At 64.6% G+C, this 24,787-nt stretch carries 21 protein-coding genes and 1 tRNA gene; 21 read left to right on the forward strand and 1 reads right to left on the reverse strand.

Features of this window, described 5'->3' with window-relative positions:
* The first annotated feature begins 1 nt into the window (after position 1).
* The 21 genes from JW929_10460 to JW929_10560 all read left to right on the forward strand — a co-directional run bounded on the left by JW929_10460 (position 2) and on the right by JW929_10560 (position 24,470).
* Positions 2-1,198 carry a glycosyltransferase gene (locus JW929_10460; protein MBN1439821.1) on the forward strand — a complete coding sequence of 399 codons (1,197 nt, stop codon included), beginning with the start codon at positions 2-4 and terminating at the stop codon, positions 1,196-1,198.
* Positions 1,195-2,223: a glycosyltransferase family 2 protein gene (locus tag JW929_10465; GenBank protein ID MBN1439822.1), complete on the forward strand. Its 1,029-nt coding sequence runs from the start codon at positions 1,195-1,197 to the stop codon at positions 2,221-2,223. The genes JW929_10460 and JW929_10465 overlap by 4 nt, the downstream gene beginning before the upstream one ends.
* A 52-nt stretch (positions 2,224-2,275) precedes the next feature.
* Entirely contained in the window at positions 2,276-3,223 is a 948-nt protein-coding gene (locus JW929_10470; protein MBN1439823.1) for an NAD-dependent epimerase/dehydratase family protein, read from the forward strand.
* Positions 3,220-5,106, forward strand: a complete 1,887-nt coding sequence (locus tag JW929_10475; protein MBN1439824.1) for a polysaccharide biosynthesis protein — start codon at positions 3,220-3,222, stop codon at positions 5,104-5,106. Before JW929_10470 ends, JW929_10475 begins: the two co-directional genes overlap by 4 nt.
* Before the next feature lie 427 nt (positions 5,107-5,533).
* The gene (locus tag JW929_10480) at positions 5,534-6,907 is read left to right on the forward strand and encodes a tetratricopeptide repeat protein (protein ID MBN1439825.1); all 1,374 of its coding nucleotides are present in this window, start codon (positions 5,534-5,536) and stop codon (positions 6,905-6,907) included.
* 42 nt (positions 6,908-6,949) lie between these two features.
* Positions 6,950-7,147 (forward strand): hypothetical protein, encoded by a 198-nt coding sequence (locus tag JW929_10485; protein MBN1439826.1) that lies wholly within the window; start codon positions 6,950-6,952, stop codon positions 7,145-7,147.
* Between the two features lie 397 nt (positions 7,148-7,544).
* Entirely contained in the window at positions 7,545-7,904 is a 360-nt protein-coding gene (locus JW929_10490; GenBank protein ID MBN1439827.1) for a nitroreductase family deazaflavin-dependent oxidoreductase, read from the forward strand.
* Between the two features lie 164 nt (positions 7,905-8,068).
* Positions 8,069-8,263: a hypothetical protein gene (locus JW929_10495; protein ID MBN1439828.1), complete on the forward strand. Its 195-nt coding sequence runs from the start codon at positions 8,069-8,071 to the stop codon at positions 8,261-8,263.
* 107 nt (positions 8,264-8,370) lie between these two features.
* Positions 8,371-8,452 (forward strand) — tRNA-Leu (locus JW929_10500).
* A gap of 143 nt (positions 8,453-8,595) precedes the next feature.
* Positions 8,596-11,622 (forward strand): glycine--tRNA ligase subunit beta, encoded by a 3,027-nt coding sequence (locus JW929_10505; protein MBN1439829.1) that lies wholly within the window; start codon positions 8,596-8,598, stop codon positions 11,620-11,622.
* A gap of 74 nt (positions 11,623-11,696) precedes the next feature.
* Positions 11,697-12,680: a Gfo/Idh/MocA family oxidoreductase gene (locus tag JW929_10510; protein ID MBN1439830.1), complete on the forward strand. Its 984-nt coding sequence runs from the start codon at positions 11,697-11,699 to the stop codon at positions 12,678-12,680.
* A gap of 309 nt (positions 12,681-12,989) precedes the next feature.
* Positions 12,990-15,329: a tetratricopeptide repeat protein gene (locus JW929_10515; GenBank protein ID MBN1439831.1), complete on the forward strand. Its 2,340-nt coding sequence runs from the start codon at positions 12,990-12,992 to the stop codon at positions 15,327-15,329.
* A 9-nt stretch (positions 15,330-15,338) separates the two neighbouring features.
* Positions 15,339-16,238 carry a diadenylate cyclase CdaA gene (cdaA, locus tag JW929_10520; protein MBN1439832.1) on the forward strand — a complete coding sequence of 300 codons (900 nt, stop codon included), beginning with the start codon at positions 15,339-15,341 and terminating at the stop codon, positions 16,236-16,238.
* The gene (locus JW929_10525) at positions 16,235-17,470 is read left to right on the forward strand and encodes a hypothetical protein (GenBank protein ID MBN1439833.1); all 1,236 of its coding nucleotides are present in this window, start codon (positions 16,235-16,237) and stop codon (positions 17,468-17,470) included. The genes cdaA and JW929_10525 overlap by 4 nt, the downstream gene beginning before the upstream one ends.
* A gap of 21 nt (positions 17,471-17,491) precedes the next feature.
* Positions 17,492-18,859, forward strand: coding sequence for a ribosome biogenesis GTPase Der (der, locus tag JW929_10530; GenBank protein MBN1439834.1), 1,368 nt, complete (start codon positions 17,492-17,494; stop codon positions 18,857-18,859).
* Positions 18,860-19,056: 197 nt separating this feature from the next.
* Entirely contained in the window at positions 19,057-19,731 is a 675-nt protein-coding gene (gene lepB / locus JW929_10535) for a signal peptidase I (GenBank protein MBN1439835.1), read from the forward strand.
* Between the two features lie 2 nt (positions 19,732-19,733).
* A complete protein-coding gene (locus JW929_10540; protein ID MBN1439836.1) occupies positions 19,734-20,042 on the forward strand; it encodes a YgiT-type zinc finger protein in 309 nt (102 codons plus the stop codon).
* Positions 20,043-20,183: 141 nt separating this feature from the next.
* A complete protein-coding gene (locus JW929_10545) occupies positions 20,184-21,653 on the forward strand; it encodes a glycosyltransferase family 39 protein (protein ID MBN1439837.1) in 1,470 nt (489 codons plus the stop codon).
* A 104-nt stretch (positions 21,654-21,757) separates the two neighbouring features.
* Positions 21,758-22,384, forward strand: coding sequence for a CPBP family intramembrane metalloprotease (locus JW929_10550; GenBank protein MBN1439838.1), 627 nt, complete (start codon positions 21,758-21,760; stop codon positions 22,382-22,384).
* A gap of 65 nt (positions 22,385-22,449) precedes the next feature.
* Complete coding sequence (locus JW929_10555; protein ID MBN1439839.1) at positions 22,450-23,664, forward strand: class I SAM-dependent RNA methyltransferase; 1,215 nt, start codon at positions 22,450-22,452, stop codon at positions 23,662-23,664.
* Positions 23,665-23,669: 5 nt separating this feature from the next.
* On the forward strand, positions 23,670-24,470 hold the full coding sequence (locus JW929_10560; GenBank protein MBN1439840.1) for an inositol monophosphatase: 801 nt from the start codon (positions 23,670-23,672) through the stop codon (positions 24,468-24,470).
* An 85-nt stretch (positions 24,471-24,555) separates the two neighbouring features.
* Here the strand turns inward: JW929_10560 and JW929_10565 are convergent.
* Positions 24,556-24,787 (reverse strand): hypothetical protein (locus tag JW929_10565; protein ID MBN1439841.1); only part of this gene is annotated, 232 nt, incomplete at its 5' end.

Raw genomic sequence — 24,787 nt, forward strand, 5'->3', positions numbered from 1 at the left:
GATGAAGATTCTTTTTGTCGCCCCCAAAATGCCGTGGCCGGCCACCGACGGCGCACGGATCGCCATCTACGAACTGGTCCGGCATCTCACGGCCCGCGGACACCGCGCGGCCCTGCTGGGATTCGGCCCGCCGGAAGCGGCCGACGAACTCCGGGCGCGGGCGGGTTTGATCTGGGCGAAGTCGGTCGGCCACGACACATCGACGAAGTACGCGAATGCGCTCGTGGGTCTGCTTTCGTCCATGCCCTACACCGCATCCAAGTACCGCTCCAGCGCCATGGCGGCGGAGATCCGCGAAGCGTTCCGCGAGGAGCGCTTCGATATCGTCCAGCTCGAAGGCACCCATATGGCCCATTACCTTGGGCTGGCTCAAGGACTCGGGGCCCACGCCGTCCTGCGCCTGCACAACGTCGAATCCGTTCTCGCCGCGCGCTTCGCCAAGACGGCCGTATTCCCGCTGAACCTGTACGTGGAGGACCAAGCCCGCCGGATGCGCTCGTTCGAACGTCGGGCGTGCCGCCAGGCCGATTTGTGCCTGGCGATCACCCAGGAGGATGCGGACCGGGTGATCCAACTCGCTCCGGAAGCCATCGTCTCCGTGTCGCCGGCCGGGGTGGATCTGAAGCGCTACTACCCCAAACCGATGAGCGAGGAGCCCCGCACCGTGGTCTTTGTGGGAGCGCTGGATTGGCCGCCAAACGCCGACGCGATCCGATGGTTCCGCGCCAAGGTGTGGTCGCGGATCGTGCAGGAGGAGCCCACCGCGCGCTGGCTGGTGGTGGGCAAATCGCCGACGGCGGACATCCTGCATTGGCCGGAGGAGGACCGCAACATCCAAGTGACCGGATACGTGGATGATGTGCGCCCGTATCTGGACCGCGCTGCGGTGGTGGTGGTTCCCCTGCGCAGCGGCGGAGGCATGCGCCTGAAGATCCTGGAGGCGATGGCCGTGGGGAAACCCGTTGTCAGCACCCCGATGGGGGCCGAGGGAATCTCCGCCGAGAACGGGCGGGAAATTATCCTCGCCGCCCCCAACCGTTCCTTCGGTGTGGAAGTCGTCCGGCTGCTGCGCGACCCCGCGGAGCGCAAACGGATCGGCAAAGCCGCCCGCCTGTGGGCGGAAGGCTATGGATGGGACCGGATCGCCGCCGACCTTGAAGGGGAATATCAGGCGCTGACCGGCTCCCGCGGCCCATGACCGATCCCCGGCCGTCGGTTTCCGTATTGATCCCGTGCCGCAACGAGGAACGTACGATCGAACAGGTCCTCGACGCATTGCGCGCCCAGACCTATCCGTCGGAGCAGGTGGAAGTGATCGTGGCCGACGGCCGTTCGACGGACGGGACACGGGATAAACTCCGGGCCTATGCCCGGGCCCATCCCGGATGGACGCTGCGACAAATCGACAATCCCGGCCAGACTGCGCCGGCGGGGCTGAACGCGGGCCTGCGGGAGGCCCGGGGCGAGATCATCCTGCGCATGGACGCGCACGCCGTTCCGGATCCGGACTACATCGAGCGCGTCGTGGAAACCTTGGCGCGCACGGGATGCGACGGGGTGGGCGGAGGGATCGACATTCAGCCGGGGGGACCGGGGCTGATCGCGCGCGCGATCGCGGCCGCCGTCGCCAATCCGTTCGCCACCGGCGGGGTGCGCTACCGTTCGGGTGGACAGGCGGGGGAAGTGGACACCGTCCCCTTCGCGGCGTTCCGCCGCGAAGTGTTCCGGCGGGTGGGGGAATTCAACGAAGGGGTTCCGGTCAACGAGGATTACGAATTCAACTACCGGGTGCGCGCCGCCGGGGGAAGGATCTTTTTTTCTCCGGCAATCCGATCGCGCTACATCGCCCGCGGCCGACCGGGCGCGCTCATTCGCCAATATTATTCCTACGGGCATCAGAAGGCGGTTATGCTGGCCTTGCACCCGAAATCCATCCGCCTCCGGCAATTCATTCCGGCAATGTTCGCAGCCTCCCTGGCCGCAGGCGCCGCGGCGGCGGCCCTCCACCGGCCGGCGGCCTTCCTGCTGGGCGTGATGCTTCTGGCGTACGGCGCGGCCGCGTTCTTTTTCGCCGCTCGGGATGCGGTTCGCCGCCGGGATCCGGCGCTTGTCCCGGCCCTCCCGCCGGTTTTTTTCTGCATCCATACTGCCTGGGGTTTGGGTTTTTGGGCCGGAATGGCCGAAATTATTGGGGATCGGCTGAGGGGAAAGGGCGGCTCCTGAGCGGCGGCCCGATTCGGTACAATGGTTTCCTTCCGCGCGGAGGCGGACTGCGTTGGCTAACTACCTCATCACCGGCGGCGCCGGTTTTATCGGGTCGCACCTCGCCGAGAGTCTGGTCCGACAGGGGCATACGGTCAGAATTCTGGATAATTTTCTGACCGGAAAAAGATCGAACCTGGCTGGGATCCGCGGCAAAGCGGAAGTCATCAAGGGGGACATCCGCGACAAGCGGGCGGTCCTGGCGGCCGTGCGCGGCATGGAGTACGTGCTGCATCACGCGGCACTGGTCTCGGTGGCCGAATCGGTCGAGCGTCCGGAGGAAACCCTCGACATCAACATCAACGGAACGCTGAACGTTCTCCAGTCGGCGAGGAAGGCGGGGGTCCGGCGGGTGGTGATGGCCTCCTCTTGCGCGGTCTATGGATCCGGACGGATTCCGGCGCGGGAAGACCAGGCTCCGCGGCCGCTTTCACCCTACGCGGTCAGCAAGCTGGCGGGCGAAGCGCTCGCGCTGTCGTTCCATCATTCCTACGGCCTGCCGGCCGCCTGTCTGCGGTATTTCAACGTTTTCGGCCCGCGTCAGGATCCCTCCTCGCCGTATTCGGGCGTGATTGCCATATTCTCCGCTCGGGCGGTTGCCGGTGAGCCGGTGACGATTTACGGCGACGGCCGCCAGACTCGGGATTTCATTTATGTCGCCGATGTGGTAGACGCCAACCTCCGGGCCTGCGAATCGGAAACCGCGCCGGGACGGGCGATGAACGTCGGCACCGGCCGCGGGCGCAGCCTGCTGCAGCTGCGTTCGGATCTGGCCGACCTGCTGGGAGCGCCGCTGGCGGTGCGGCACGCCCCGCCGCGGTCGGGGGATATCTACCATTCCCGAGGCGATCCGGCGCTGGCCCGCAAGCTGATCGGCTTCCGGCCGCGGACGGATTTCCGGGCGGGTTTGGCCGCCACGCTCGATTGGCAGCGCGGCGCGGCCGGGCGGCGGGCGCCATGAACAAATCGATCGTCTTCCTGCGCAACCGCTACCTTTTTCTGGCCGACCTGGCGATCATCGCCGCATCAATTTCGATCGCCTTCGTCCTCCGCCTGCCGTCCGAGCAGCTTCCCGTCTACGTCCCGACCGCGCTGGGGATGATCGCGGCGGCTTTGCTGATCAAGCCGATCGTGTATTGGCGGTTCGGCCTGTACCGCCGCTTCTGGGCGTACGCCAGCATGAAGGAAGTGCTAATCATCTTCGGCGCCATCGCGGCCAACGGCTTGCTCATGCAGGGGTACTACCTGCTTTCCTTTTATATCACCAAGCCGCGGGTTCCTTTCACCATTCCGGCGATCGACGCCCTGGTGAGCCTGGTGCTCGTCGGCGGAATGCGGTTCTCGATCCGCATGCTGTCCGAAGTGATGCAGGCGCGCCGCCGCCTGCCGGGCAGCGGCGCGACCAAGCGGGTGCTGATCGCCGGGGCCGGAGATGCGGGCGCGCTGGTGGCGCGCGAGATGCAGAAGAATCCGCAGTTGCGGATGATCCCGGTCGGCTTTCTCGACGACGCGCCGGAGAAGCTCAACCAGCGAATCCACGGCGTGCAAGTACTGGGAAGGCTGGATCACGTCCGCAGGATAGCCGCCGAACAGGAAGCCGACGAGCTGGTGATCGCGATTCCCTCGGCGTCGGGCGAGGTGTTCCGCAAAATCTCCGATCAATGCCGGAAGGGAAAAATCCCCTTTCTCACCATGCCCGGCCTGTACGAGCTGATCGGCGGACGGGTGAGCGCCGGGCGGCTGCGCAACGTCGAAGTGAGCGACCTCCTGCGCCGGGCGCCGGCCCACACCGCCGATCAGGCCGTCGGCTACGCCCTGAGCGGCAAGCGGGTGATGGTCACCGGAGGAGGCGGGTCGATCGGCTTCGAGCTCTGCCGGCAGATCGCGCGTTGGGGTCCGAGCGAGATCCTGCTCCTGGGGCACGGGGAGAACAGCATCTTCGAGGCGCTGATCGCCCTCGGCGAGGACTACCCCGAACTGGCCCTGCATCCGGTCATCGCCGACATCCGCGACCGGATCCGCATGCAGGCGGTTTTCCGGGCCCATTCGCCCCAGGTGGTGTTCCACGCCGCGGCGCACAAACACGTGCCGCTGATGGAGATCAACGTCGAAGAAGCCTTCACCAACAACGTGCTCGGTACGCGCAACCTGGTCGAGATGGGGTTGGAAAGCGCGACCGAACGGCTGGTGCTCATCTCCAGCGACAAGGCGATCCGGCCGACGAGCGTGATGGGCGCCACCAAACGCCTGGCGGAGATGATCGTGCAGGAAGCCGCGCTGCGGAGCGGGAGGCCATACGTCTCCGTCCGGTTCGGCAACGTCCTTGGCAGCCGCGGCTCGGTCATCCCCGTGTTCAAACGGCAGATTGCGCGCGGAGGGCCGGTGACGGTGACCCACCCGGACATGGAGCGCTATTTCATGACCATCCCGGAAGCGGTCCATTTGGTCCTGCAGGCGGCCATCCTCGGCGAGGGCGGGGAGACTCTTCTGCTGCGGATGGGACAACCGGTGCGGATCGTATCCCTGGCCGAGGATCTCATCCGGCTTTCCGGACTGGAACCGGGCAAAGACATCCCGATCGTCTTCACCGGAGTGCGCCCCGGGGAAAAGCTCAGCGAGCAGTTGTGGGAAGAAGACACCATGCTGCGGCCGACCAACCACCCCGACATTCTCCGATTGGTCGAGGAGAATCACACGCCGGAGCCCGCGGACCTGAAGCGCCGGGTGGAGGAATTGGCCCGTCTGGCGGACCAGGGTGAAGTCCAAAAATTGGTCCGGGGATTGAACGAAATCGTCGGAGGGACGATCGGACAGGTTCCCCCGCCCGACATGATCAGCGTTTGATTCCGCAGGCCGTCCCCGGATCCGCCCTGCTCGTCCGCGGGAAGATGCAGGCATGACAAAGGTCGGCTCTGAAACGGCAAAACGAAAAAACCGCCGGGTATCGGCGACGCGGAAAGCGGCGCGGCGGATTCCTGCGCGCCGACCAAGCCGGCCGAAACGCAGGCCCGACGACACCCTCCCAGCCGGTGCTCCGGCGGCGTCCCGGCCGGCTGCGGCGATAGCGGAACCGGCCCGCGCCGGCTTTCACCCCTTCGGAAAAATCCTTAACCGCATCTGGAAAAATGTGGGCAGCTGTTTTAGAGCCCCATCCCGGGAAAAAGGGAGCGGGACGAGCAATCCATTGGGTTTGCAGAAGGCGGAATTGGCATCGACCCCTCCGCCCGCGCGCCAAAGCAGACTACAAATTTTATTTCCATACGCTGGAAAAATGAAATTCCCGGCGATCGGCCTATGCGTTCTCCTCTGGCTGATCCCGGCCGCCACACCGAACGGCGCCGTTCCCTATCGACCGTCCTGCCCCGCAGATCCGCGTCCGGCGGCCGGCTGGGGCGTGCTGTGGTTCCCGCAGGACGACGCGTTCGCGCTGTCCGCCGCCCGGGAACTGCTCGGGAGGCGGGATTTTCCGGCGGCGGTCTGTTTCTTCCGGCTGGCAGAGGATACCCATCAGCGGGATCCGCATTTTCTATACGAGCTTGGCGAAGCCTATTGGGGATCCGGCGATCTGGAATCGGCGCTGGAGCAATGGGAAAAAGCGCTGGCGCTCGCTCCGGCGTGGGACGAGTTATCCGTCCGACTGTGGAAGGGGTACTTCCAGGGCGAATTCTGGGATCGGGCGGAGCCGGCGATCTCGCGCCGCCTGGCCCGGCATGCGGACGACGTTGAGGCCAAATTCGCTTTGGCGCTGGTCCGCGCCGCGCGTAATCCGGGAAGCGCGCTGGACCTGCTCGCCGCATTGCGGACGGCCCCCAAGCCGGTTTCGACCAACGCGCGGGCCTTGGAGGCGGTGATCCGGGCGGCGATCGCGAGAAGGGTCCCCGAATACATCTTCGCCGCAACCGGGGAAGAACTGCTCCGGCAAGGCCAGGCCGCGCTCGCCAAAGAAGCTCTGCGCCGGGCGATCGAGAGAAATCCGAATTACGGGGAAGCGTACGCGCTGTTGGGGCTGGCGCAGGAGGCCACCGGCGGGGATCCGGAAGAATCTTACCGGAGGGGCGTCGCCCTGGCGCCGAACTCCGCCCTGGCCTGCCTGGCGTACGGCGCTTGGCTGAGGCGGCAGGGGGAATCCACTCTGGCCCGCTGGTGGCTGATCCAAGCTTGGATCGCGCGGCCGGGGGATTGGATCATCGCGGCGGAGCTTGCCCAATTGGATTTCGACCGCGGGAATTTGAACGACGCCGAGCAATGGCTTCTGCAGTCGGTGGCGGCCTACCCGGCCGAACCCGAGGCCTGGATCGCGCTGGCGGCGTTCTTCATCGAAAACGATTACCGGGTGGAAGCGAACGGAATCCCGGCGGCCCGCCAGGCGGTGATCCTGGCCCCGGACAACGACCGGGCGCTGGACCTGCTCGGCTTGGGATGGTACAAGCTGGCCGATTTTTCCACGGCTGAGCGGATGTTCCTGCGCGCCTTGGAGAAGAATCCGGATTCCGCCAAGGTGCATCTGCACCTGGGAATGTGCTATTGGGAGCAGGGACGCGCGGCCGAAGCGAGAAGCGAATGGGAAACCGCACTCCAACTGGATCCCCGCGGCGCCGTCGGCCGGCAGGCCGAAGAATTCCTCTCCAGGTCCCGCCCGGAATAGGCCCCGGGCCGGTTTATAATCGCCCTCACAGGAGGAAAAACCATGCCCAAGAGTCAAATCCTGAAAATCCTCAATCCGTGCCTGGCGCTGTTGCTGGTCTTCATACTGCTCTCCGCGTTGTTGCCGGCCGTCTTCCCGTTCCCCCTTCATCGCGGGGCGGGAATACTTTTCGCGGCGGGAATCGGACTTCATATTGTATTAAACTGGCCGTGGATCCGCTCGAATCTGTTTAAGCGTTGACCGGTTGCGGGAATGGGCCAGCGGATGCCTTTTGATCCCTGCCCCGGTCCGCCCATCGATCTGCCTCGAAAGACACGGATGCGGGGATTGCGGGCGCCGCGCCGGCGACGGCTTTTCTCCGCGCCTGATTAGAAAATAAAAAGGTTACTATTCAACCGGCGATCGTCATGCCGGCGCCCGCCCTCGGCATGTTCCTTACCGGGGGTGAAATTAGCCGGCATCCAGTAAATCATCAATAAATACTGGATCCCGGCTTCGGGCACGCCGGGGTGACGGACAAAACTTATAACGCTGGTGATGTTTTACTGAGATTATTCAGCCGAAATAAGCTGCCTGAGCAGTTGCGAAAAAAATAATATTCCGGCGCCAACCCATCCCATCTACAATCGGCAACGCATTGATTAAGACATTTGTTTTTTCGCCGCTTCATCCGCTGCTCGGAGAGAGTTTCGCCGTCATCACCGTTTACGGCAGCAAGACCGGACGGCGAATATCGACCCCGATCAACGTATCGCACAGCAGAGAGGAATTCACCGTCGTCAGCTACCGCACGCGCACCTGGTGGCGGAACCTGCGCGAAGGCCGCGCGGGCGGACTGCGGCTGGGCGGAAAGACGGTGACCGTCACGGCGAAAATCATCGACGATCCGGAGCAAGGCCGGGATGGCCTGCGGGTGTATTTCGAGCGCCATCCGGGGTATGCGGAATATTCGAGATCCGGGCGGATGCCCTGGGACGGATCCCGGAGGACGACCTGAAACGCGCAGCCCGGGGGCGGGTGATCATCCGGTTGACGTCCCGCAGGCCGAAATGGCGTGTGGGCGCGATTAAGAATCCAGCCCGGCGGGGGGTGCCAATCTCGGTCCTGTTTCCTTCAGGCACCGGTGCGCTTGCTTCCCCATTCGGATCACCGGATGCTCCTATGCCGCCCGCGGCGGAGGGGATCGGTTCTGGCGGGGGAAGACAACCCGGAATCGCAAACCAGGTTTTTCCGATGGCTTACGGTTGGTTAACCATCCTGAAACGCAACGGCGACCGATGGGTGGACGGGCGCGTGCGCGTCGATCTGCGGCAAGGCGAGCGGACGCGGGCCTTTGCGTTCGCCGGTCGGCCGTGAATCCGGATTCGAAGGAAGTGTTCGGCGCAAGCAGAACAGTCGGGTTGATTAAGAAAGCGGCGGTTGACACCGCTTCTCCCTGGGCTATAATTCCCGGGCTTCCCGCCGCGCTGGTGCTGGAACTGGCAGACAGGCATGGTTGAGGGCCATGTGCCGCAAGGCGTGAGGGTTCAACTCCCTCCCAGCGCACTGCGACCGCCGCCGAGATCGGGCGGCGGTTTTGTTACCCCCTCTCCTGCCCTCCCCCGGTTGGCGAACCACGCCAACCGGGGGAGGGCAGGAGAGGGGGTACGTTATAATCCCGAAAACCTTTCCCGATCGGAAAACCGCCTATGCCAAAAAAGAAGAAAACCGCCGCTCGCAGACCGTTAAGCCTCCAGCAGGTCATCCTCGGCTTGCAGGATTTCTGGGCCCGCCAGGGATGCCTGATCTGGCAGCCGTACAACATCCAGGTCGGCGCCGGGACGTATAATCCGGCCACCTTCCTGCGGGTTTTGGGGCCGGAACCTTGGAAGGTGGCTTATGTCGAGCCGTCCATCCGCCCGGACGACGGCCGTTACGGGGAAAACCCAAACCGCCTGCAGCAGCATTATCAATATCAGGTGATCCTCAAGCCGGACCCCGGCGATCCGCAGGATATCTACCTGCGGTCGCTGGAGGCGATCGGGATCGACATGCGCGAAAACGACGTACGGTTTGTCGAAGACAACTGGGAATCGCCGGCCCTCGGAGCCTGGGGCCTGGGTTGGGAAGTCTGGCTGAACGGGATGGAGATCACCCAGTTCACCTACTTCCAGCAAGCCGGCGGGATCGAACTGCCGATCCCCTCGGTGGAGCTGACGTACGGCTTGGAACGGATTCTCATGGCGCTGCAACGGAATTCGCATTTCAAGGATATCCGCTGGGTGGGCGACGTGAATTACGGCGACGTCCTGCTGCAGAACGAACGTGAGCAGAGCACGTACAATTACGAGGTCGCGGACGTCGAGCGCCAGCGGCAGTCGTATGAGATTTTCGAAGCCGAGGCGCGCGCCGCGCTGGCGGCAGGGCTGGTCATCCCGGCCCACGATTACGTGTTGAAATGCTCGCACGCCTTCAACATCCTGGATGCCCGCGGCGCGGTGGGTGTGACCGAGCGCGCGAATTTCTTCGGACGGATGCGCGATTTGGCGCGGCAGGTGGCCGAGACCTACCTCGCGGGAAGGGAAAAGGAAGGATTCCCGCTGAAAGGAAAATTCCTCCCGGCTTCGAAACCGGCAAGGGCGGCCCGCCGGACGGCGAAAGGGAAAGCGCCCGTCGCTTCGCAAACCTTGCTGTTGGAGATCGGGGTGGAGGAACTGCCGGCCTCCGATTGCCTCTCCGCCCGCGAGCAGCTCGCGCAAAAACTGCCCTCCGCGCTGAAGGAGGCGCGGCTCGCCTACCGGCAGGTATCCGTCTGCGGGACCCCGCGGCGAATCGCGGCGATCGTCCGCGGTCTGGCGCCGATCCAGGAGGATGTCGAGGTGGTGGTGAAGGGGCCGCCGGCCTCGAAGGCCTACCAGCCGGACGGGTCCCCCTCGCCGGCGCTGGCCGGATTCGCCGCCAAGAACGGGGTGAATCCGAAATCCCTGCGCGAGGAAAACGGCTACATCATCCTGCGGCGGACCGAAAAGGGGAAGGCGGCTCTCGAAATCCTGCCGGATCTGCTTTCGGGATCGGTATCCGCGATTCAGTTTCCGAAAGTGATGCGCTGGAGCGAATCGGCGCCCGCCTTTTCACGGCCCGTACGCTGGCTCACGGCGTTGCTGGGGGCCGAACCCGTCGCGGTGGAGTGGGACGGATTGCGTGCCGGGCGCACCACCCGCGGCCTGCGCTTGGAGAATTCACCGGAAATCGTCATCCCCCGGGCGGACGAGTATCTGAAGGTCCTGCGCGCCCACGGGATCGAGCCGGATCCGGCGGTGCGGGCGGAGCGGATCGCCAAGCAAGCCAAGGCGCTGGCTGCGAAGCGCGGCGGGGAGGCGTCCTTCGAACCGGGTTTGCTCGAAGAGGTAACCGATCTGGTCGAATCCCCGCAGGTCATCCTCGGCGCCTTCGATCCGGAATCGCTTTCGCTCCCGCGCGAGGTGCTGATCTCGGTGATGCGTAAACACCAGCGCTACTTCCCGGTGCAGGGCGGCGGACAACTGCTTCCGTTTTTCCTGACCGTGCGCAACGGCAAGGGGGAAGGCGAGGCCAACGTGCGCGAGGGGAACGAGCATGTTCTGCGCGCGCGCTTTGCGGACGCGGCCTTCTTCATCCGCGAGGATCATCGCAAGAAGCTGGAGGATTTTCTGCCGCTGCTCTCGACCCTCGCCTTTCAAGCCAAGCTCGGCTCGATGCTCGACAAATGCGGGCGCGTGGAGCGGTTGACGGAAAAGATCTCCCCGGCCTTGAACCTCTCCCCCGGCGCCGCCGGGGCGGCTAAGCGGGCCGCCCATCTGTGCAAGGCGGACCTGGCGACCCAGATGGTGGTGGAGATGACATCGCTGCAGGGCGTGATCGGCCGCTACTACGCGCTCGATTCGGGCGAATCGGCGGAGGTGGCGCAGGCGGTTTATGAGCATTACCTGCCGCGCAGCGCGGAAGACGCGGTTCCGGAATCTCCGGCCGGCGCCGCGGTGGCGGTCGCCGACCGGTTGGATTCGCTCGCCGGTCTGTTCGCCGCGGGCCTGGTGCCGACCGGGACGCGCGATCCGTTCGCATTGCGGCGCGCCGCGCTCGGCTTGATCCAGATCCTCCTGGGGAGAGGGATGGCCTTCGATATCCGCGAGGGAATCCGGATGGCGGCTTCGCTACAGCCGATCCCGGTCTCAGAGGAAACGCAGGCGCAGGTGATGGAGTTCGTCGCCGGAAGGCTGCGCGGAGTGCTTGCGGACCAGGGATTCCGCTACGACGTGGTGGAAGCGGTGTTGGCGGCGCAGGCAAGCAATCCGGTGGCCGCCCAGCGCGCCGCGGAGGAGCTTGCCGGATGGGTGGAAAAACCGGATTGGCCGGCGACTCTGGCGGCATACGCGCGCTGCGTGCGCATCACCCGCGAACAGCGGGAAACCTTCGCGGTGGATCCGGAGCGGCTGAGCGAGCCCGCCGAGCGCGCGCTGTGGGAGGCGTGCCGGAGGGCGGCCGCGGAAGCGGAGAAGCTGCGGAACGCCGGCGCCTTGACGGTCGACAATCTGATGAAGGCGTTTGTGCCCCACATCCCCGTGATTTCGAAATTCTTTGAGGATGTGCTGGTGATGACCGACGATCCGGCGGTCCGCAACAACCGCCTGGGGATGCTGCAGATTATCGCCCGCCTGCCGGAGGGCGTGGCGGACCTATCGAAGTTGGAAGGGTTTTGACCCCCTCCTTTATCTTCCCCCGTTTGGCGAATTTCCCCAAACGGGGAAGGCAGGGGAGGGGGCAAGGAGGCCTTATGGACGCCATACGCTGGGGCATCTTGGGCACGGGCGGGATCGCAAGAAAATTCGCGGACGGCTTGGCGTTGCTTCCGGATGCGCGCCTGGCCGCGGTGGGATCGCGCACGCGCGGATCGGCGGAAGCATTCGGCAAGCAGTGGAGGATCCCGCATCGGCACGGCAGCTACGCGGCGCTGATGGCTGACCCTGACGTGGAGGTGATCTACATCGCCACGCCGCACACCCTGCACCGCGAAAACGCGCTCGGCTGCCTTTCCGCCGGAAAGGCCGTGCTGTGCGAGAAGCCGTTCACGATCAACGCCCGCCAGGCGGAGGAAGTGATCGCCCAGGCGAGGAGCAGGAAACTCTTCCTCATGGAAGCCATGTGGACCCGCTTCTTCCCGGTTGTCGCGAAGGTCCGCAGCCTGCTGGCCGAAGGGGCGATCGGGGAGGTCCGTCAGGTTCAAGCCGATTTCGGCGCCCAGCCGAAGTTCGACCCGAAAAGCCGGCTGTTTGATCCGGCCCTCGGCGGCGGCGCTTTGCTGGACCTGGGGGTGTATCCAGTCTCGCTGGCGTCGATGGTGTTCGGCGAGGCTCCCCGGCGGATCACCTCCGCGGCGCGCCTCGGCTCCACCGGGGTGGACGAGCATGCCGCCGCGATTTTGGAATACTCCGGCGGCCGGATGGCGGTGGTGTCGTGCGCGATGACGTTCGTCTCGCCCCAGGAAGCGCACATCCTCGGGACGAACGGGCGGATCCGGATCCGCCGCCCGTGGTGGTTCCCCGCCGCGGTCACCCTTTCACGGACGGGAAAGGATGACGAGGAGATCACCATGCCCTACCTCGGAAACGGCTATGCCCACGAGGCGGCGGAGGTGATGGAGTGCCTGCGGGGCGGAAAAATGGAAAGCACGGTGATGCCGCTGGACGAGACGCTTCGCATCATGCACGCCCTCGACTCCATCCGCGCGCCATGGGGTTTGAAATACCCGGGGGATTGAGCGTTTTTCCGATGAGAGGGTGAAGCTGGCGACGTCACCCGGCGCGGAAACTCGGAAATCCACGGAGGCCATAGAGGTGCACGGATTCTTTTCCGTCTGTGATCCTCCGCGGCCTCCGTGGATTCTCGGCGCCGACGGGACCGATTGGTACGAATCGGTGATGGGATGTTGAAAGGTTCCCGTCTCCTTTGCTTCGGCGGCGGGGATGCGGTCCCGCCGCACCCGGCGGAAAAATTCATCCGATAAAAAACCGAACCTTCGGCCTTTTTTCGTTATGCTATACTCTGTGCGGAAGCCGTCGAGGGAAGCATGCCGGGTCATCGGGAAGTATACGAACAGGCTTTGAGGCAGGGCAACAGCGCGGCCTGGGACCAAAAATGGGATCAGGCGATCACCGCCTACCAGCGCGCCCTCACGGAATTCCCCGGCGATCCGGTGGCGATGGACCATCTCGGCCTGGCCTTCATGCAAAGCGGCCAGCTGGATCAGGCCCAAGCGGTGTATCAGGAAGCCGTCCGGGCCGATCCGCAGAATCCGATTCCCCACGAAAAAATTGCGGAAATCCTGGAACGCAACGGGAAGGTCGTGGAATCGGTTCAGTTGCGCCTGAGCGCGGCCGAACTTTTTCTTGCCAAGCGGGAAGCCGACAAGGCGATCGACAATTGGCTGGCGGCCGCCCGGCTGGTTCCTGAAAACATGGTCGCCCGCTCCCGCCTGGCATTGGCATTCGAGCGGACGGGACAGCACAAACAGGCGGTGACGGAATATCTGGCTCTGGCGGCGATCATGCAGCGCGCGCGCCAGCCAGAGAAGGCGATGCAGGCGATCGAGCAGGGAATCCGGATCATTCCCGATTCGCCGGAGCTCGCCCGCGCCCGATCGGCGCTGAAATCCGGCAAGGTGTTGGCCATCCCGCCGCCCTACAAGCCGGGGATGACCGGGATGCTGGTACCACAGACAGCGAGCCTTCCGCCGGAACCGCCCCCCCCTTCGCCCCGGCAGACCGCGAGCGTCGAACCGCGCTCGACCAGCCCCCAAGACGCGGCGCAGAAGAAGGCGATGGCCGTCCTGGCGGAAAAACTTTTCGAGGCGGACCGGGACACCTTCGACCAGCGGCGCACCTCCATCGACCAATTCACCCGCGGGGAGGAAAAGGCGGTTTCGGCGCACGCCGACCAGAACCGCTACCTGGCCCTGGCCATCGACGCCTATTCCCGCCAACAGCAACAGGAAGCGATGGAGTATTTCGACCGCGCCTTCCGCGTCGGCTTCGAGCATCCGGCGGCTTCCTTTCTCTTCGGCACCCTGCAACTGGCGGAGGAACAGTTGGAACAGGGGATGCTTTCCCTGCAGAAGGCCGTCGAGCATCCGGACCTCTCGATGGGCGCGCATTACATCCTCGGCCGCGCTTGCCGGGATGCGGGCCAGGCGTACCGGTCGGCGATCCACTTCCTCTCCGCCCTGCGCCTGGCGGATATGAACACCGTCCCGGATGATCAGCGGGACGCTCTGCAGCGCACCTACGAGGCCTTCCTCGAGGTCCCGGAATCCGAACAGGAACCGGACCAATGGAACCAGACGGGCGAGCGGATTGAAGCCCTGTTGACCTCTCCGGATTGGGAAAGCCGCCTGCGGCTGGCCCGCGCCCAATTGGACGCGCAATCGGATTCCCCCGGAACGGCTCCGTTGGCGGAAATGCTTTCGCTCGGCAAACCGCAGGCGCTGATCGAAGCCATGGGCTACCTGGACCTTGCGGTCCGGCGCGGCTTGTGGCGGACGGCGATGGAGCAGGCAATGCTGGCCCTCGACCACGGCCCGACCTACCTGCCCCTGCATCTGCGGATCACGGAAATCCAGCTGAAGGAAGATAAGCAGACGGAGGCGCTCGCCAAACTGGGGCTGATCGCGCGGACGTACCGGATCCGCGGCGAAACCCTCCAAGCCGCCAAAATTTACGAGCGCATTTTGCAGATCAACCCGATGGACGTGGGTTCGCGGACCGAATTGATCAACCTGCTCGTCCAGCAAGGGGATTTGCGCAGCGCACTGAGTTTTTACCTTGATTTGGCGGACGTCTACACGCAGCTGGCGGACTTGGAAGGTGCACGGCAGACATACGAATCCGCGCTGATGCTCGCCATACGCAACAACGCCGACAAGTCCTGGCAGATCCAATTGCTCTACCGGCTGGGCGATCTGTACATGCAGCGGCTGGATTACCGGGCCGCCCTGCAGACCTTCCAGCGCCTGCAACAGCTCGATCCGACCGACGAGAAAGCCGGGACCCAGCTGGTGGATTTGATGATCCGCCTGGGAAAGATCGGCGACGCGCAGAATCTGATCAACAACGTCTCCCGCGAATGGACCCGCCTCGGGCGCCAGGATCAGGTCCTCGAGTGGCTCGAGGAGTTGGTGCGCGTGCGCCCCGAAGAGGCGCTCTTGCGCCGGAAACTGGCGGATACGTATCAACAGCGGGGACGGATCGCCGAGGCGATCGGGCAGTTGGACGCGCTGGGGGACGCGCAGGTTGAGGCAGGCAACATCCCCGACGCGATCCTGACGGTGCGGGCGATCCTCGCCCTGCGCCCGCCCAATGCGGAAGGCTACCAGGAACTGCTGCAAAAGCTTGAATCCGGCTCCGTAACCTGATCGAATCCGATGACCAACCTCGTCCAGAACGTCCTCTTCCTGTTCCAGCGCCTGCATTGGTACGACGTGCTGGACATCGGCCTGGTGGCCCTGCTGTTCTTCATCCTGCTGACCCAATTCCGGGGCACGCAGGCCGGCACGGTTCTGCGCGGGATTGCGATGATGATCGTCGGCGTGGCGCTGTTGACCAGCGTCGCCCAGCTCCCGGCGGTATCCTGGATTTTGGAAACCATTCTCCCGGCCCTGCTGATCGTGATCCCGGTCGTGTTTGCTCCGGAGATCCGCCGGACCCTCGAGCGGGTGGGGCGGGCGGATTTTCTCCGCCGCGCGTCGCCGATGACCGAGGTGCCGCCTTACATTCAAGCGGTGGTGGCCGCCGCCAAGCGGCTTTCCGAACGGCGGCACGGCGCACTGATCGTGATCGAACGCGACGTCGGGTTGGACGATTTCTCCTGCACCGGGTTGCGGCTGGATGCGGACGTGTCCGCTGAATTGATGATGCAGATCTTCTACCCCAACACGCCGCTGCACGACGGCGCCGTGATCCTGCGGCGCGAGCGGATCCTCGCCGCCGGATGCGTCGTGCCGCTCTCCTCCGGCAACGTCTTGGCTTCCTCCGACCGGCGGATGGGCTTGCGGCACCGGGCGGCCCTGGGAATCAGCGAGGTGAGCGACGCCGTCGCGGTGGTGGTTTCGGAGGAGACCGGCATCCTCTCGGTGGCGCATAACGGGCGGATGATCCGCAGGCTGGATCCGCAGCGCCTGCAGAACATCCTGCTGGCGTTCACGCGAAATGCGGCGGGCTCCACGATCTTTCCCTGGACCTTGTTCCGCCGCAAAAGCGCTTCGCCGGCCGTCCGGCCCACGGAACCGGAAGGCGCGGAAAGCGAGGAAAGGCATCCCGAATGAAAAAGCGGCTGGCTGCCTGGGGTGCGAACGCATTTTCTTTCCTGCTGGCGCTGATCCTCGCGCTGGCGGTCTGGGCGAACGCCGTCAGCACCGCCGATCCCAACGAGACCCGCACGCTCACCGCTCCATTGGCGGTGGAGATCGTCGGGTTGCAGCCGGGATTGGTCGCCCAGGGTTACGAAGCCGCCGTGGTGCAGGTGACCATCCAAGCCCCGCGTTCGATTTGGGATCAACTCGTTCCGGAAAACTTACACGCCCGGGTGGATTTGAGCGGAAAGGCCGAGGGGCAGTACGTAGTTCCGGTGGAGATCCAGACGGACGTCGATCCGGTACGGGTGGAACGGGTGGAACCCAATTCGGTGGAGATCGTCATCGACCGCCTGGCCGCGCGAACCCTCTCGGTTCGCGTCCAATTGGCGGGAAACTTGGCGCCGGGTTTCCAGGCCGGAACCCCCGCCCTAAGCCCGGTGTCGGTGCAGGTCTCCGGGCCGGAATCGCTGGTCGATCGGATCGCCGAGGTCGTCGCCACGGTCGACATGGAAGGGGTCCGCAATCCGACGGACCAAAGCGTGGAGCTTGTCCCGCTCGATACGGAAGGAAACGTGGTCGCGGGCGTGTCGATCGAGCCGCCGGCGGTGTCGGTTTCGGTCCCCGTCCAACAACTCGGGGGATACCGCGATCTGGTGGTGAAGGTTCCCCTGGTCGGAACGGTGAAGAGCGGATACCGGCTGACCGGGCTGACGATCGATCCGCAGGTGGTCACGCTGTATTCCGACGATCCGGACGTGATCCGGAACCTTCCCGGATATGTGGAGACGGAGCCGCTCGACATTGACGGGGCATCCGCCGACATCGTCCGCTCGCTTTCCCTGGTCCTACCCGCCGGCGTGCAGGTGGTCGGCAACCCGCGGATCATCGTCCAGGTCAACATCTCGGCGATCGAAGACAGCCTCACCGTATCGCGGCCGATACGCTTCCAGGGGTTGGAGCCGGGTCTGGCGGTCACCCTCTCGCCGGAATCGGTGGACGTCATTCTTTCGGGTCCGGCCTCCGTCATCTGGTCCCTTAGGCCGGCCGACATCGACGTCTATTTGGACCTGACCGGCATGGATCCGGGCCGGTACGCCATGACCCCCGAAGTGAACATTCCGGACGAACTGCAATTGGTCACCCTTTCTCCGGAGCAGGTGGAAGTGGTGATCGCGGAAGCGACTCCGACCCCGTTCCCGTAGTCCGCGAAAGCGAAACCTTTGATGCGAAAGCCGATTGTCGCCCTGGTGGGCCGTCCGAACGTCGGAAAATCCACCCTGTTCAACCGCTTGGTTGGGCGGCGGGTGGCCGTGGTCGATGACACGCCCGGCACGACCCGCGACCGGCTGGTGGCGGAAGGCGAGTGGCAGGGGCGGACGTTTGACGTGGTCGACACCGGGGGGATCGATCCGGATTTTTTCCGCCACGGCAAGCCGCTTTCCGTAGGATCGGCGGATTACATCGGTCCGATCCGGTTCCAGGCGGAGATGGCGGTCCGCGACGCCGATCTGGTGCTGTTTCTGGTGGACGCCGAGGCCGGGGTGACGTCGGCCGACGGGGAAGTCGCCGACATTTTGCGCAAGCGGCGGGGCTCGCCAAAGGGCGGGAACCGCCCGCCGATCCTCCTGGTGGCGAATAAATGCGACAATCCGGCGCGACGGGAGCAGGCGGCTGAGTTTTATGAGCTTGGGATGGGGGACCCGCACCCGGTATCTGCGGTCCACGGAAGCGGGGTCGGGGACCTGCTGGATGCGATGACGGCGCTCCTGCCGGACGCGGCGGCCGTCGAGGAGGGGGAGGACCGGATCCGGATCGCCATCGTCGGCAAACCGAACGTCGGAAAAAGCAGCCTGCTCAACCGCCTGCTCGGCGAGGAGCGGGTGATCGTCAGCCCGATCCCCGGCACGACCCGCGACGCCGTCGACACCCGCTTGGTGTTCCAAGGCACGCCCGTCACCCTGATCGACACCGCAGGCATCCGCCGCCGCGGGAAGATCGAACCGGGGGTGGAGAAATTCAGCGTCCTGCGCGCACTGCGGGCTCTGGAGCGGGCGGACGTGGCCCTGTTGGTGCTGGACGCCGAGCAGGGCATAGCGTTGCAGGATGCGCACATTGCCGGTTTTATCGCCGAGGCCCGGCGCAGCGCCGTGGTGGTGGTGAATAAATGGGACGCGGTCGAAAAGGATTCGCAATCGCAGGATCTGTATCGGCGCCGGATCCGCGAGGAGCTGGATTTTCTGGACTACGTGCCGGTGCTGTTTGTCTCCGCCAAGACCGGGCAACGAACGGGGGAAATCCTGCCGGCGGCGCTGCGGGTTCAAGAAGAGCGCCTGGTGAGGATCCCGACATCGGAGTTGAACCGGATTCTGCGCGAAGCCCAGGAGAAACACGCGCCGCCGGCCCGCTCGGGCCGCCAACTCAAGCTGTATTACGGATCCCAGGTTAAAGCCGATCCGCCCACGTTTCTAATTCATGTAAACGATCCGGGTCTGGTGCATTTTTCCTACCGGCGGTTTCTTGAAAACCAAATCCGCGCCCGATATCCCTTCCTGGGCACTCCGTTGGTGTTATCCTTCCGCAAAAGATCGTAGAATAAGTTAAAAACCCCAGAGATACGATAGAATTTCCCTGCAAGCGGATCGTTTTCCGGTTCTTTGTGGTTTTCATACCTTTGACTTTTCACGGAGTTGTGACGGGATGCCATCCCCCTTCCTTTACTTAGCGCGCATGGACGACGTATAATCTGCCCGCGTCCGGGATGGAAAATCCGCGGCGGATTCGAGGCCTGATGCAAGATCAATCGTATCTCCCCGAGGCGGTGGAAACGCCCAAGAACAAATCGCGCCTGCGGGCGATCGCGCTGGAAACGCTGCAAACGCTCGCGCTGGCCGGAGTGTTCTACCTGGCCATCAGCCTGGCCACCGCTCGGGTGGTGGTCGAAGGACCGAGCATGCGACCGACCCTGCTCAGCGGGGAATGGATCATCGTCAGCCGATTGGCCTATGCCTGGGCCCCCCCTCAACGCGGGGACGTGATCGTCTTCCTGCCGCCGACCAACGCCCAGACCGACGATTTGATCAAGCGGGTGATCGGTCTGCCGGGCGAGACCCTGGAGATCCGCGGGGGATCGGTGTGGATCAACGGCCAGGAGTTGGAGGAAACGTACATCCTGGGAAGCACTTCACCGGACAACCGCTGGCAGCTGGGCCCGGAAGAATTATTCGTCATGGGCGACAACCGCGGAATATCGCTGGATTCACGGTCCTTCGGGCCGGTATCCATGAAGGAAGTGGTAGGCAAGGCGTGGGTGATCTATTGGCCTCCCCCGGAATGGGGCCTGCTGGAATGGCGCAACGGAGCCTCCGATCCGCAGAATTCCGCTTTCCGGTACAATAGGCTTCCCTCCCTTTGGGGATTGGGGGCCGCTTCACGATCATCCGGCGCAAACGCCGGCCGGAGTTGAGCATGACGGACGAAAAAGATCAGGACAACTGGAAAGAGAATTGTCCGGAATGCCAGATGGGGACGCTGCGCAGCGGCAGCGTGCCTTATTATGCGAAGTTGGAAGAGACGCTGGTGGTCGTGCCGGATTTTCCGGCTTGGATCTGCGACATCTGCCGCCACTGCGAATACGACGAGAGCGCCCTGGACGCCCTGCGGATCATCCTCGGCCCCTCAGCGCACATTCCCGCCCTGCCCACTCCCCGAAAGCGGCTCCCGGCGGAAGATCCTTTTTCCGGTCTGCGCAACGACACCCGCAAAGGGTCGAAATAAGCTCCGCATCTTCCCCGCCAAACCATCGTAACCATCCCCCGGCCTCCGCCGGAAGAACGGCAGAACCCGCGACTCCGGATTGGTGAATCGCCAAGCCGGGAGGGGTACAATATCGGTCCGCCGGAAGGGGCGCCAACCATCTTGAAGATCCCGAAACGTTTCTTCATCGCGGCTTTGATCGTCCGGCTGATCCCCGTGCTGTTTGCGTACAACCTGGGAATCGGGCTGGACGACATGCACCAATACGACATGCTGGCCCGCAGCCTGGTTGCGGGCAACGGCTACCGCTGGTACTCCGAACCGGACCTGGACCTGATCCGCCCGTACATCGCGGTGGATCTGACCAACGTGCCGTACGATCCGCGCGGGATCGAAGCCGCATTCCGCGGCCCGATGTATCCGATCTTTCTGGCCGCAGTCTATTTTTTCAGCGGCCTTTCGCACCGCTTCTTTGTCGCGCGCCTGGTGCAAGCCGCTCTCAGCGCCCTGCTGGCCCCGATGACCTACGTCCTGGCGCGCCGGTTGGATCCGGAACGCGAGCGCACGGCGCACATCGCCGCCTGGATCATGGCGCTCTACCCGATGAGCGTGCTGTATCCGCTGGCTCTGGCGACCGAGAATCTCTTCTTCGTCCTCACTCTGGGATGCGTCCTCCTGATCCTGCGCGGGGCTCAGGGCAACACGATCGGCGGGGGGCCGCCCGGCGCGGGGAGGAAACCTTGGGATCGGCCCGGGGTGCGCTGGTTCGCACTCGCCGGCGCGGTGGCCGGATTGGCAATCCTCACCCGCTCGGTGTTCGCGGCCTTCGTCCCCTTCGCGATGTATTGGATTTGGCGCAACGCGAAGAGCCTCCGCGGCGCGGGGGTATTCGCCGCCGCCGCCGGGCTCGTGGTTTTTCCCTGGGCGCTGCGCAACTCCATTCTGGCGGGCCGTCCGGCGTTCGTGGAAATCTCGCTCGGCTACAACCTGTATATGGGATACCACCCGAAAAGCAGCGGCACGTTCCAATACGGGATCTCGACCGACCTGCTGACGATTTTCAACGACATGGACCGCGACACGGTCGGGCTGGAGCGGGCAGCCGGCTTTCTCCGCGATGATCCAGGGCGGATCCCGGAACTCGCCGTCCGCAAAGCCGGATATTTCTTCGGGCTGGAACGCCGCGCGATCCAATTCTTCTATTCCAACAACTTCTTCGGATCCATCCCCGCGCCGATCCTGCTGGCGATAGCGGGATTTTTCCTCCTGCCATGGGGGTTTCTGGCGCCGGCGGCGGCCTTCGGCGCCGCGGCGGTGCCGCGTTCAAATACGAAGACGATGGTGTTGCTGTTCCTGGCGGCCTACATCACGCCCCACCTCCTGATCCTGGCCGAGGAGCGGTTCCACATGACGCTGATCCCGTTTTTCGCGGCGCTGGCCGCGGCGGCGGTCGTGCGCCGGCGCGAGCTTCTGGCGTCGTTCCGCACCCCGCTCGGATGGAGAGCCTGGATTTTGCCGGCCGCCGCGTTGTTGCTGCTTGTGTTCAACTGGGGATACGAGCTGTGGGCGGACCGGGAGCATCTGGCGGCGCTGTTCGGTCCGGGCGGAAACGAAACGTTTTTTCCATATTAGCGGATCACCCCCTCCCCTGCCCTCCCCTGTTTAGCGTACTATGCTAAACGGGGGAGGGCAGGGGAGGGGGTGTTAATGTACCGATGCGGGAAAGGGAATTGGGCATGCTCCGAAAATGGCTCCGCCTCGAGCAATTATCCTTCGACCGGGAGATCGTCGCCATCACCGTCGCCAGCACGCTTCTGGTGATGGTCGATTACTATTACGAGCTCACGCCGGTATCCGGGATCGACGGGGTCGGCTTGTACCTGTTGATTCCCCTGGCGATGGTCGTTTTCGGCTTCCGCCGGCCGGTGCGGGAGTACGGCTTCACCCTCGGGGACTGGAAGGCGGGCTTCGCCATCACCGGCGCGGCGGTCATGGTCATGGCGCCGGTCCTGTGGGCCGTCGGCCGCGCCGATCCGTCGATGAGGACCTACTATTCCTGGCAGGCCACGCGGATCCTGCCGCTGATGACCTTCCTGGACCTGCTCGGGTGGGAGTTCCTCTTCCGCGGCTTCGTGCTTTTCGGATACGAAAAAAAATTCGGCGTGCATGCGCTCTGGCTGCAGGCGGTGCCCTTCGCCATGGCCCACATCACCAAGCCCGCCGTGGAAACGCTTTCCACCATCTTCGGAGGGTTCGCCTTCGGATGGGTGGCGTGGCGGACCCGCTCCTTTCTGTATCCGTTCCTGATCCATTGGTTCGTGGCCACGTTCACGATCCTCGTGGCGGCGGGATGGTTGGGGTAGGATGACCCGTTGATCGCGGCAGGGGCCGGCGCCCGCCCCCGCCGACCATTCGTGGAATCGATTTGATGGAAATCGTCATCGAAAAAATCATCCATGGGGGCGACGGTATGGGCTACGCGCCCGACGGGCGGCCGGTGTTCGTCCCTTTCACCGCTCCGGGGGAGACGGTCCGCGTGGAGCCGGGCGAATCGCACAAGGGATACCTGCGGGCAAAGCTGGCGGAGATCGTCGACCCGTCCGCGGAACGGGTGGCGCCCCGCTGCCGGCATTTCGGCGAATGCGGCGGATGCCAGTTGCAGCACCTGGCTTACGCCGCCCAGGTGCGGGCCAAGGAAGCGGTCCTGCGCGAACAGCTTCAACGCCTGGGGGGAATCGCCGATCCTCCGCTCCGCCCGGCGCTGCCCTCTCCCGCGGAATGGAATTACCGCAACCACGTCCAATACGCGCCGGCGGCAGGCAACCGCCTCGGCTTTTTCCGCCGCGGATCGCACACCGTGCTGCCGGTGGAGGAATGCCACCTCCCGGAACCGCGGCTCCTCGAACTGTGGAAGGCGCTGGATTGGGAATCCTTCCCCGGACTGCGCCAAATCGGCTTCCGTGCTTCCGACGACGGCGAGATGATCGTCCTCGAGGGGGAATCCGGAGGGATCCCGGAGGTGTGCGTGGAAGCCGAGATCTCGGCCGCGTGGCTCGACTCGCACGGGGAACCGACCTATCTTGCCGGCGGGCCGCTGCGGTATACCGTCCTCGGCCGGACCTTCACGGCTTCGGCCGGGAGTTTTTTCCAGGTCAACACGGCCCTGATCCCGGCGATGGTCGAGACGGTGCTGTCGCTGGCCGAACCGAAGCGCGGCGAGACCGCCTTCGACATCTACTGCGGAACGGGGCTGTTCAGCGCATTTCTCGCCGAACGAACGGCGCGGCTGATCGGGATCGAGGAATCCCCGCTGGCGGCGGCGGATTTCGAGGCCAACCTGGATTCGTTCGACACGGTGGAGCTCTACGCCGCTCCCGCGGAAGCGGCGCTGGAGGCGATCCGCGTAAAGCCGGACCTGGCGGTGATCGATCCGCCGCGCAGCGGGTTGACCGCGCGGGCGATGCGGGCGCTCTTGCGCTCCGCTCCGGCCCGGATCGTCATGGCCTCGTGCGATATGTCGACTCTGGCGCGGGATGCGCGCATCCTGGCCGGCGCGGGATACCGGCCGACCGCGGTCGTCCCGATCGACCTCTTCCCGCAGACCAGCCATTTGGAAACGATCAGCCGCTGGATCAAGGAGTGAAGCCTTTGCCCACCCCAAGCTCGGAAACGGAATTCGCAATCCGCGCGGCGAAAGCCGCCGGAAAAATCCTTTTGGAGGGATTCGGAACCCGGATGCGGATCGAGCACAAACGCCGCGAAATTGACCTGGTGACCGAATTCGACCGCCGCTCGGATGAATGCATCCTGGGACGGATCCGCCGGTCGTTTCCGGACCATCGAATCCTCTCCGAAGAAAGCGGACAGATCGGCGGCGGAGAAGAAGAGAGAAAGCCCATCTGGATGGTGGATCCGCTCGACGGGACGACCAATTTCGCCCACGGATTGCCGATCTTCAGCGTGTCGATCGCGCTGCGGGAGGGCGGACGCACGAAGCTGGGCGTCGTATACGATCCGACCCGCAAGGAAATTTTTTGGGCGGAGCGCGGCAAAGGGGCGTTCTGCGGATCGGCCCGCCTGCGGGCGACGCAGTCAACCGACCTGCGCAGCAGCCTGCTGGTGACCGGGTTCCCCTACGACGCCTGGTCGAATCCGCAGAACAATTTGGACCTGTATGCGCGGTTCGCGGTGCGCTCGCGGGGGGTGCGGCGCCTGGGATCGGCGGCGCTCGACCTGGCGTACGTCGGCGCGGGCCGGTTCGACGGGTATTGGGAGATGCGCCTTTCGCCTTGGGACGTGGCCGCCGGCGGGCTGATCGCCGAGGAAGCCGGGGCGCGGGTGACCGCGATGGACGGGGTGAGCGACTACTTGGCCGGCGAACCGTCGCTCATCGCGGCCAATCCCATCCTGCACGGGAAGATGTTGGCGGTGATTTTAGGCGGGGATTGATTTGTACACCGTAGAGTCGCAGAGAACGCAGAGGGGGAAAAAGCTCCGCGCATTCTGCGCCTTTGCGGCGAATTTTTTTTAGGAATTATTCCTTCGGCGGCAGGCGGACGATGACCTCCGCCTGCAGGGCCCCGCCGTCGCCCGCCGTCAGCCCGTACACCGCAACCAAGTCCCCGGCCGCCAGATCCCGGATCGCGATTTCCCGGCCGTCCTGTTCGAGGAACCGCGTTTGGGGCGAGACGAGCACCACCCGCGGTCCGCCCTGGGAAGCGACTTCGATGCTTTGCGGGTGGATGCGGAGGATTCGTCCGGTCAGG

The sequence above is a fragment of the Anaerolineales bacterium genome (assembly GCA_016928575.1).
Classification (GTDB): domain Bacteria; phylum Chloroflexota; class Anaerolineae; order Anaerolineales; family RBG-16-64-43; genus JAFGKK01.

What these genes read in the sequence shown, in the direction of transcription:
- JW929_10505 (MBN1439829.1), top strand. Translation starts at nt 8,596, where the DNA reads ATGCCAAAAAAGAAGAAAACCGCCGCTCGCAGACCGTTAAGCCTCCAG.
- JW929_10480 (MBN1439825.1), top strand. Translation starts at nt 5,534, where the DNA reads ATGAAATTCCCGGCGATCGGCCTATGCGTTCTCCTCTGGCTGATCCCG.
- JW929_10485 (MBN1439826.1), top strand. Translation starts at nt 6,950, where the DNA reads ATGCCCAAGAGTCAAATCCTGAAAATCCTCAATCCGTGCCTGGCGCTG.
- JW929_10460 (MBN1439821.1), top strand. Translation starts at nt 2, where the DNA reads ATGAAGATTCTTTTTGTCGCCCCCAAAATGCCGTGGCCGGCCACCGAC.
- JW929_10540 (MBN1439836.1), top strand. Translation starts at nt 19,734, where the DNA reads ATGACGGACGAAAAAGATCAGGACAACTGGAAAGAGAATTGTCCGGAA.
- JW929_10525 (MBN1439833.1), top strand. Translation starts at nt 16,235, where the DNA reads ATGAAAAAGCGGCTGGCTGCCTGGGGTGCGAACGCATTTTCTTTCCTG.
- JW929_10495 (MBN1439828.1), top strand. Translation starts at nt 8,069, where the DNA reads ATGCCGCCCGCGGCGGAGGGGATCGGTTCTGGCGGGGGAAGACAACCC.
- lepB (MBN1439835.1), top strand. Translation starts at nt 19,057, where the DNA reads ATGCAAGATCAATCGTATCTCCCCGAGGCGGTGGAAACGCCCAAGAAC.
- JW929_10515 (MBN1439831.1), top strand. Translation starts at nt 12,990, where the DNA reads ATGCCGGGTCATCGGGAAGTATACGAACAGGCTTTGAGGCAGGGCAAC.
- JW929_10475 (MBN1439824.1), top strand. Translation starts at nt 3,220, where the DNA reads ATGAACAAATCGATCGTCTTCCTGCGCAACCGCTACCTTTTTCTGGCC.
- JW929_10555 (MBN1439839.1), top strand. Translation starts at nt 22,450, where the DNA reads ATGGAAATCGTCATCGAAAAAATCATCCATGGGGGCGACGGTATGGGC.
- JW929_10465 (MBN1439822.1), top strand. Translation starts at nt 1,195, where the DNA reads ATGACCGATCCCCGGCCGTCGGTTTCCGTATTGATCCCGTGCCGCAAC.
- der (MBN1439834.1), top strand. Translation starts at nt 17,492, where the DNA reads ATGCGAAAGCCGATTGTCGCCCTGGTGGGCCGTCCGAACGTCGGAAAA.
- JW929_10510 (MBN1439830.1), top strand. Translation starts at nt 11,697, where the DNA reads ATGGACGCCATACGCTGGGGCATCTTGGGCACGGGCGGGATCGCAAGA.
- cdaA (MBN1439832.1), top strand. Translation starts at nt 15,339, where the DNA reads ATGACCAACCTCGTCCAGAACGTCCTCTTCCTGTTCCAGCGCCTGCAT.
- JW929_10550 (MBN1439838.1), top strand. Translation starts at nt 21,758, where the DNA reads ATGCTCCGAAAATGGCTCCGCCTCGAGCAATTATCCTTCGACCGGGAG.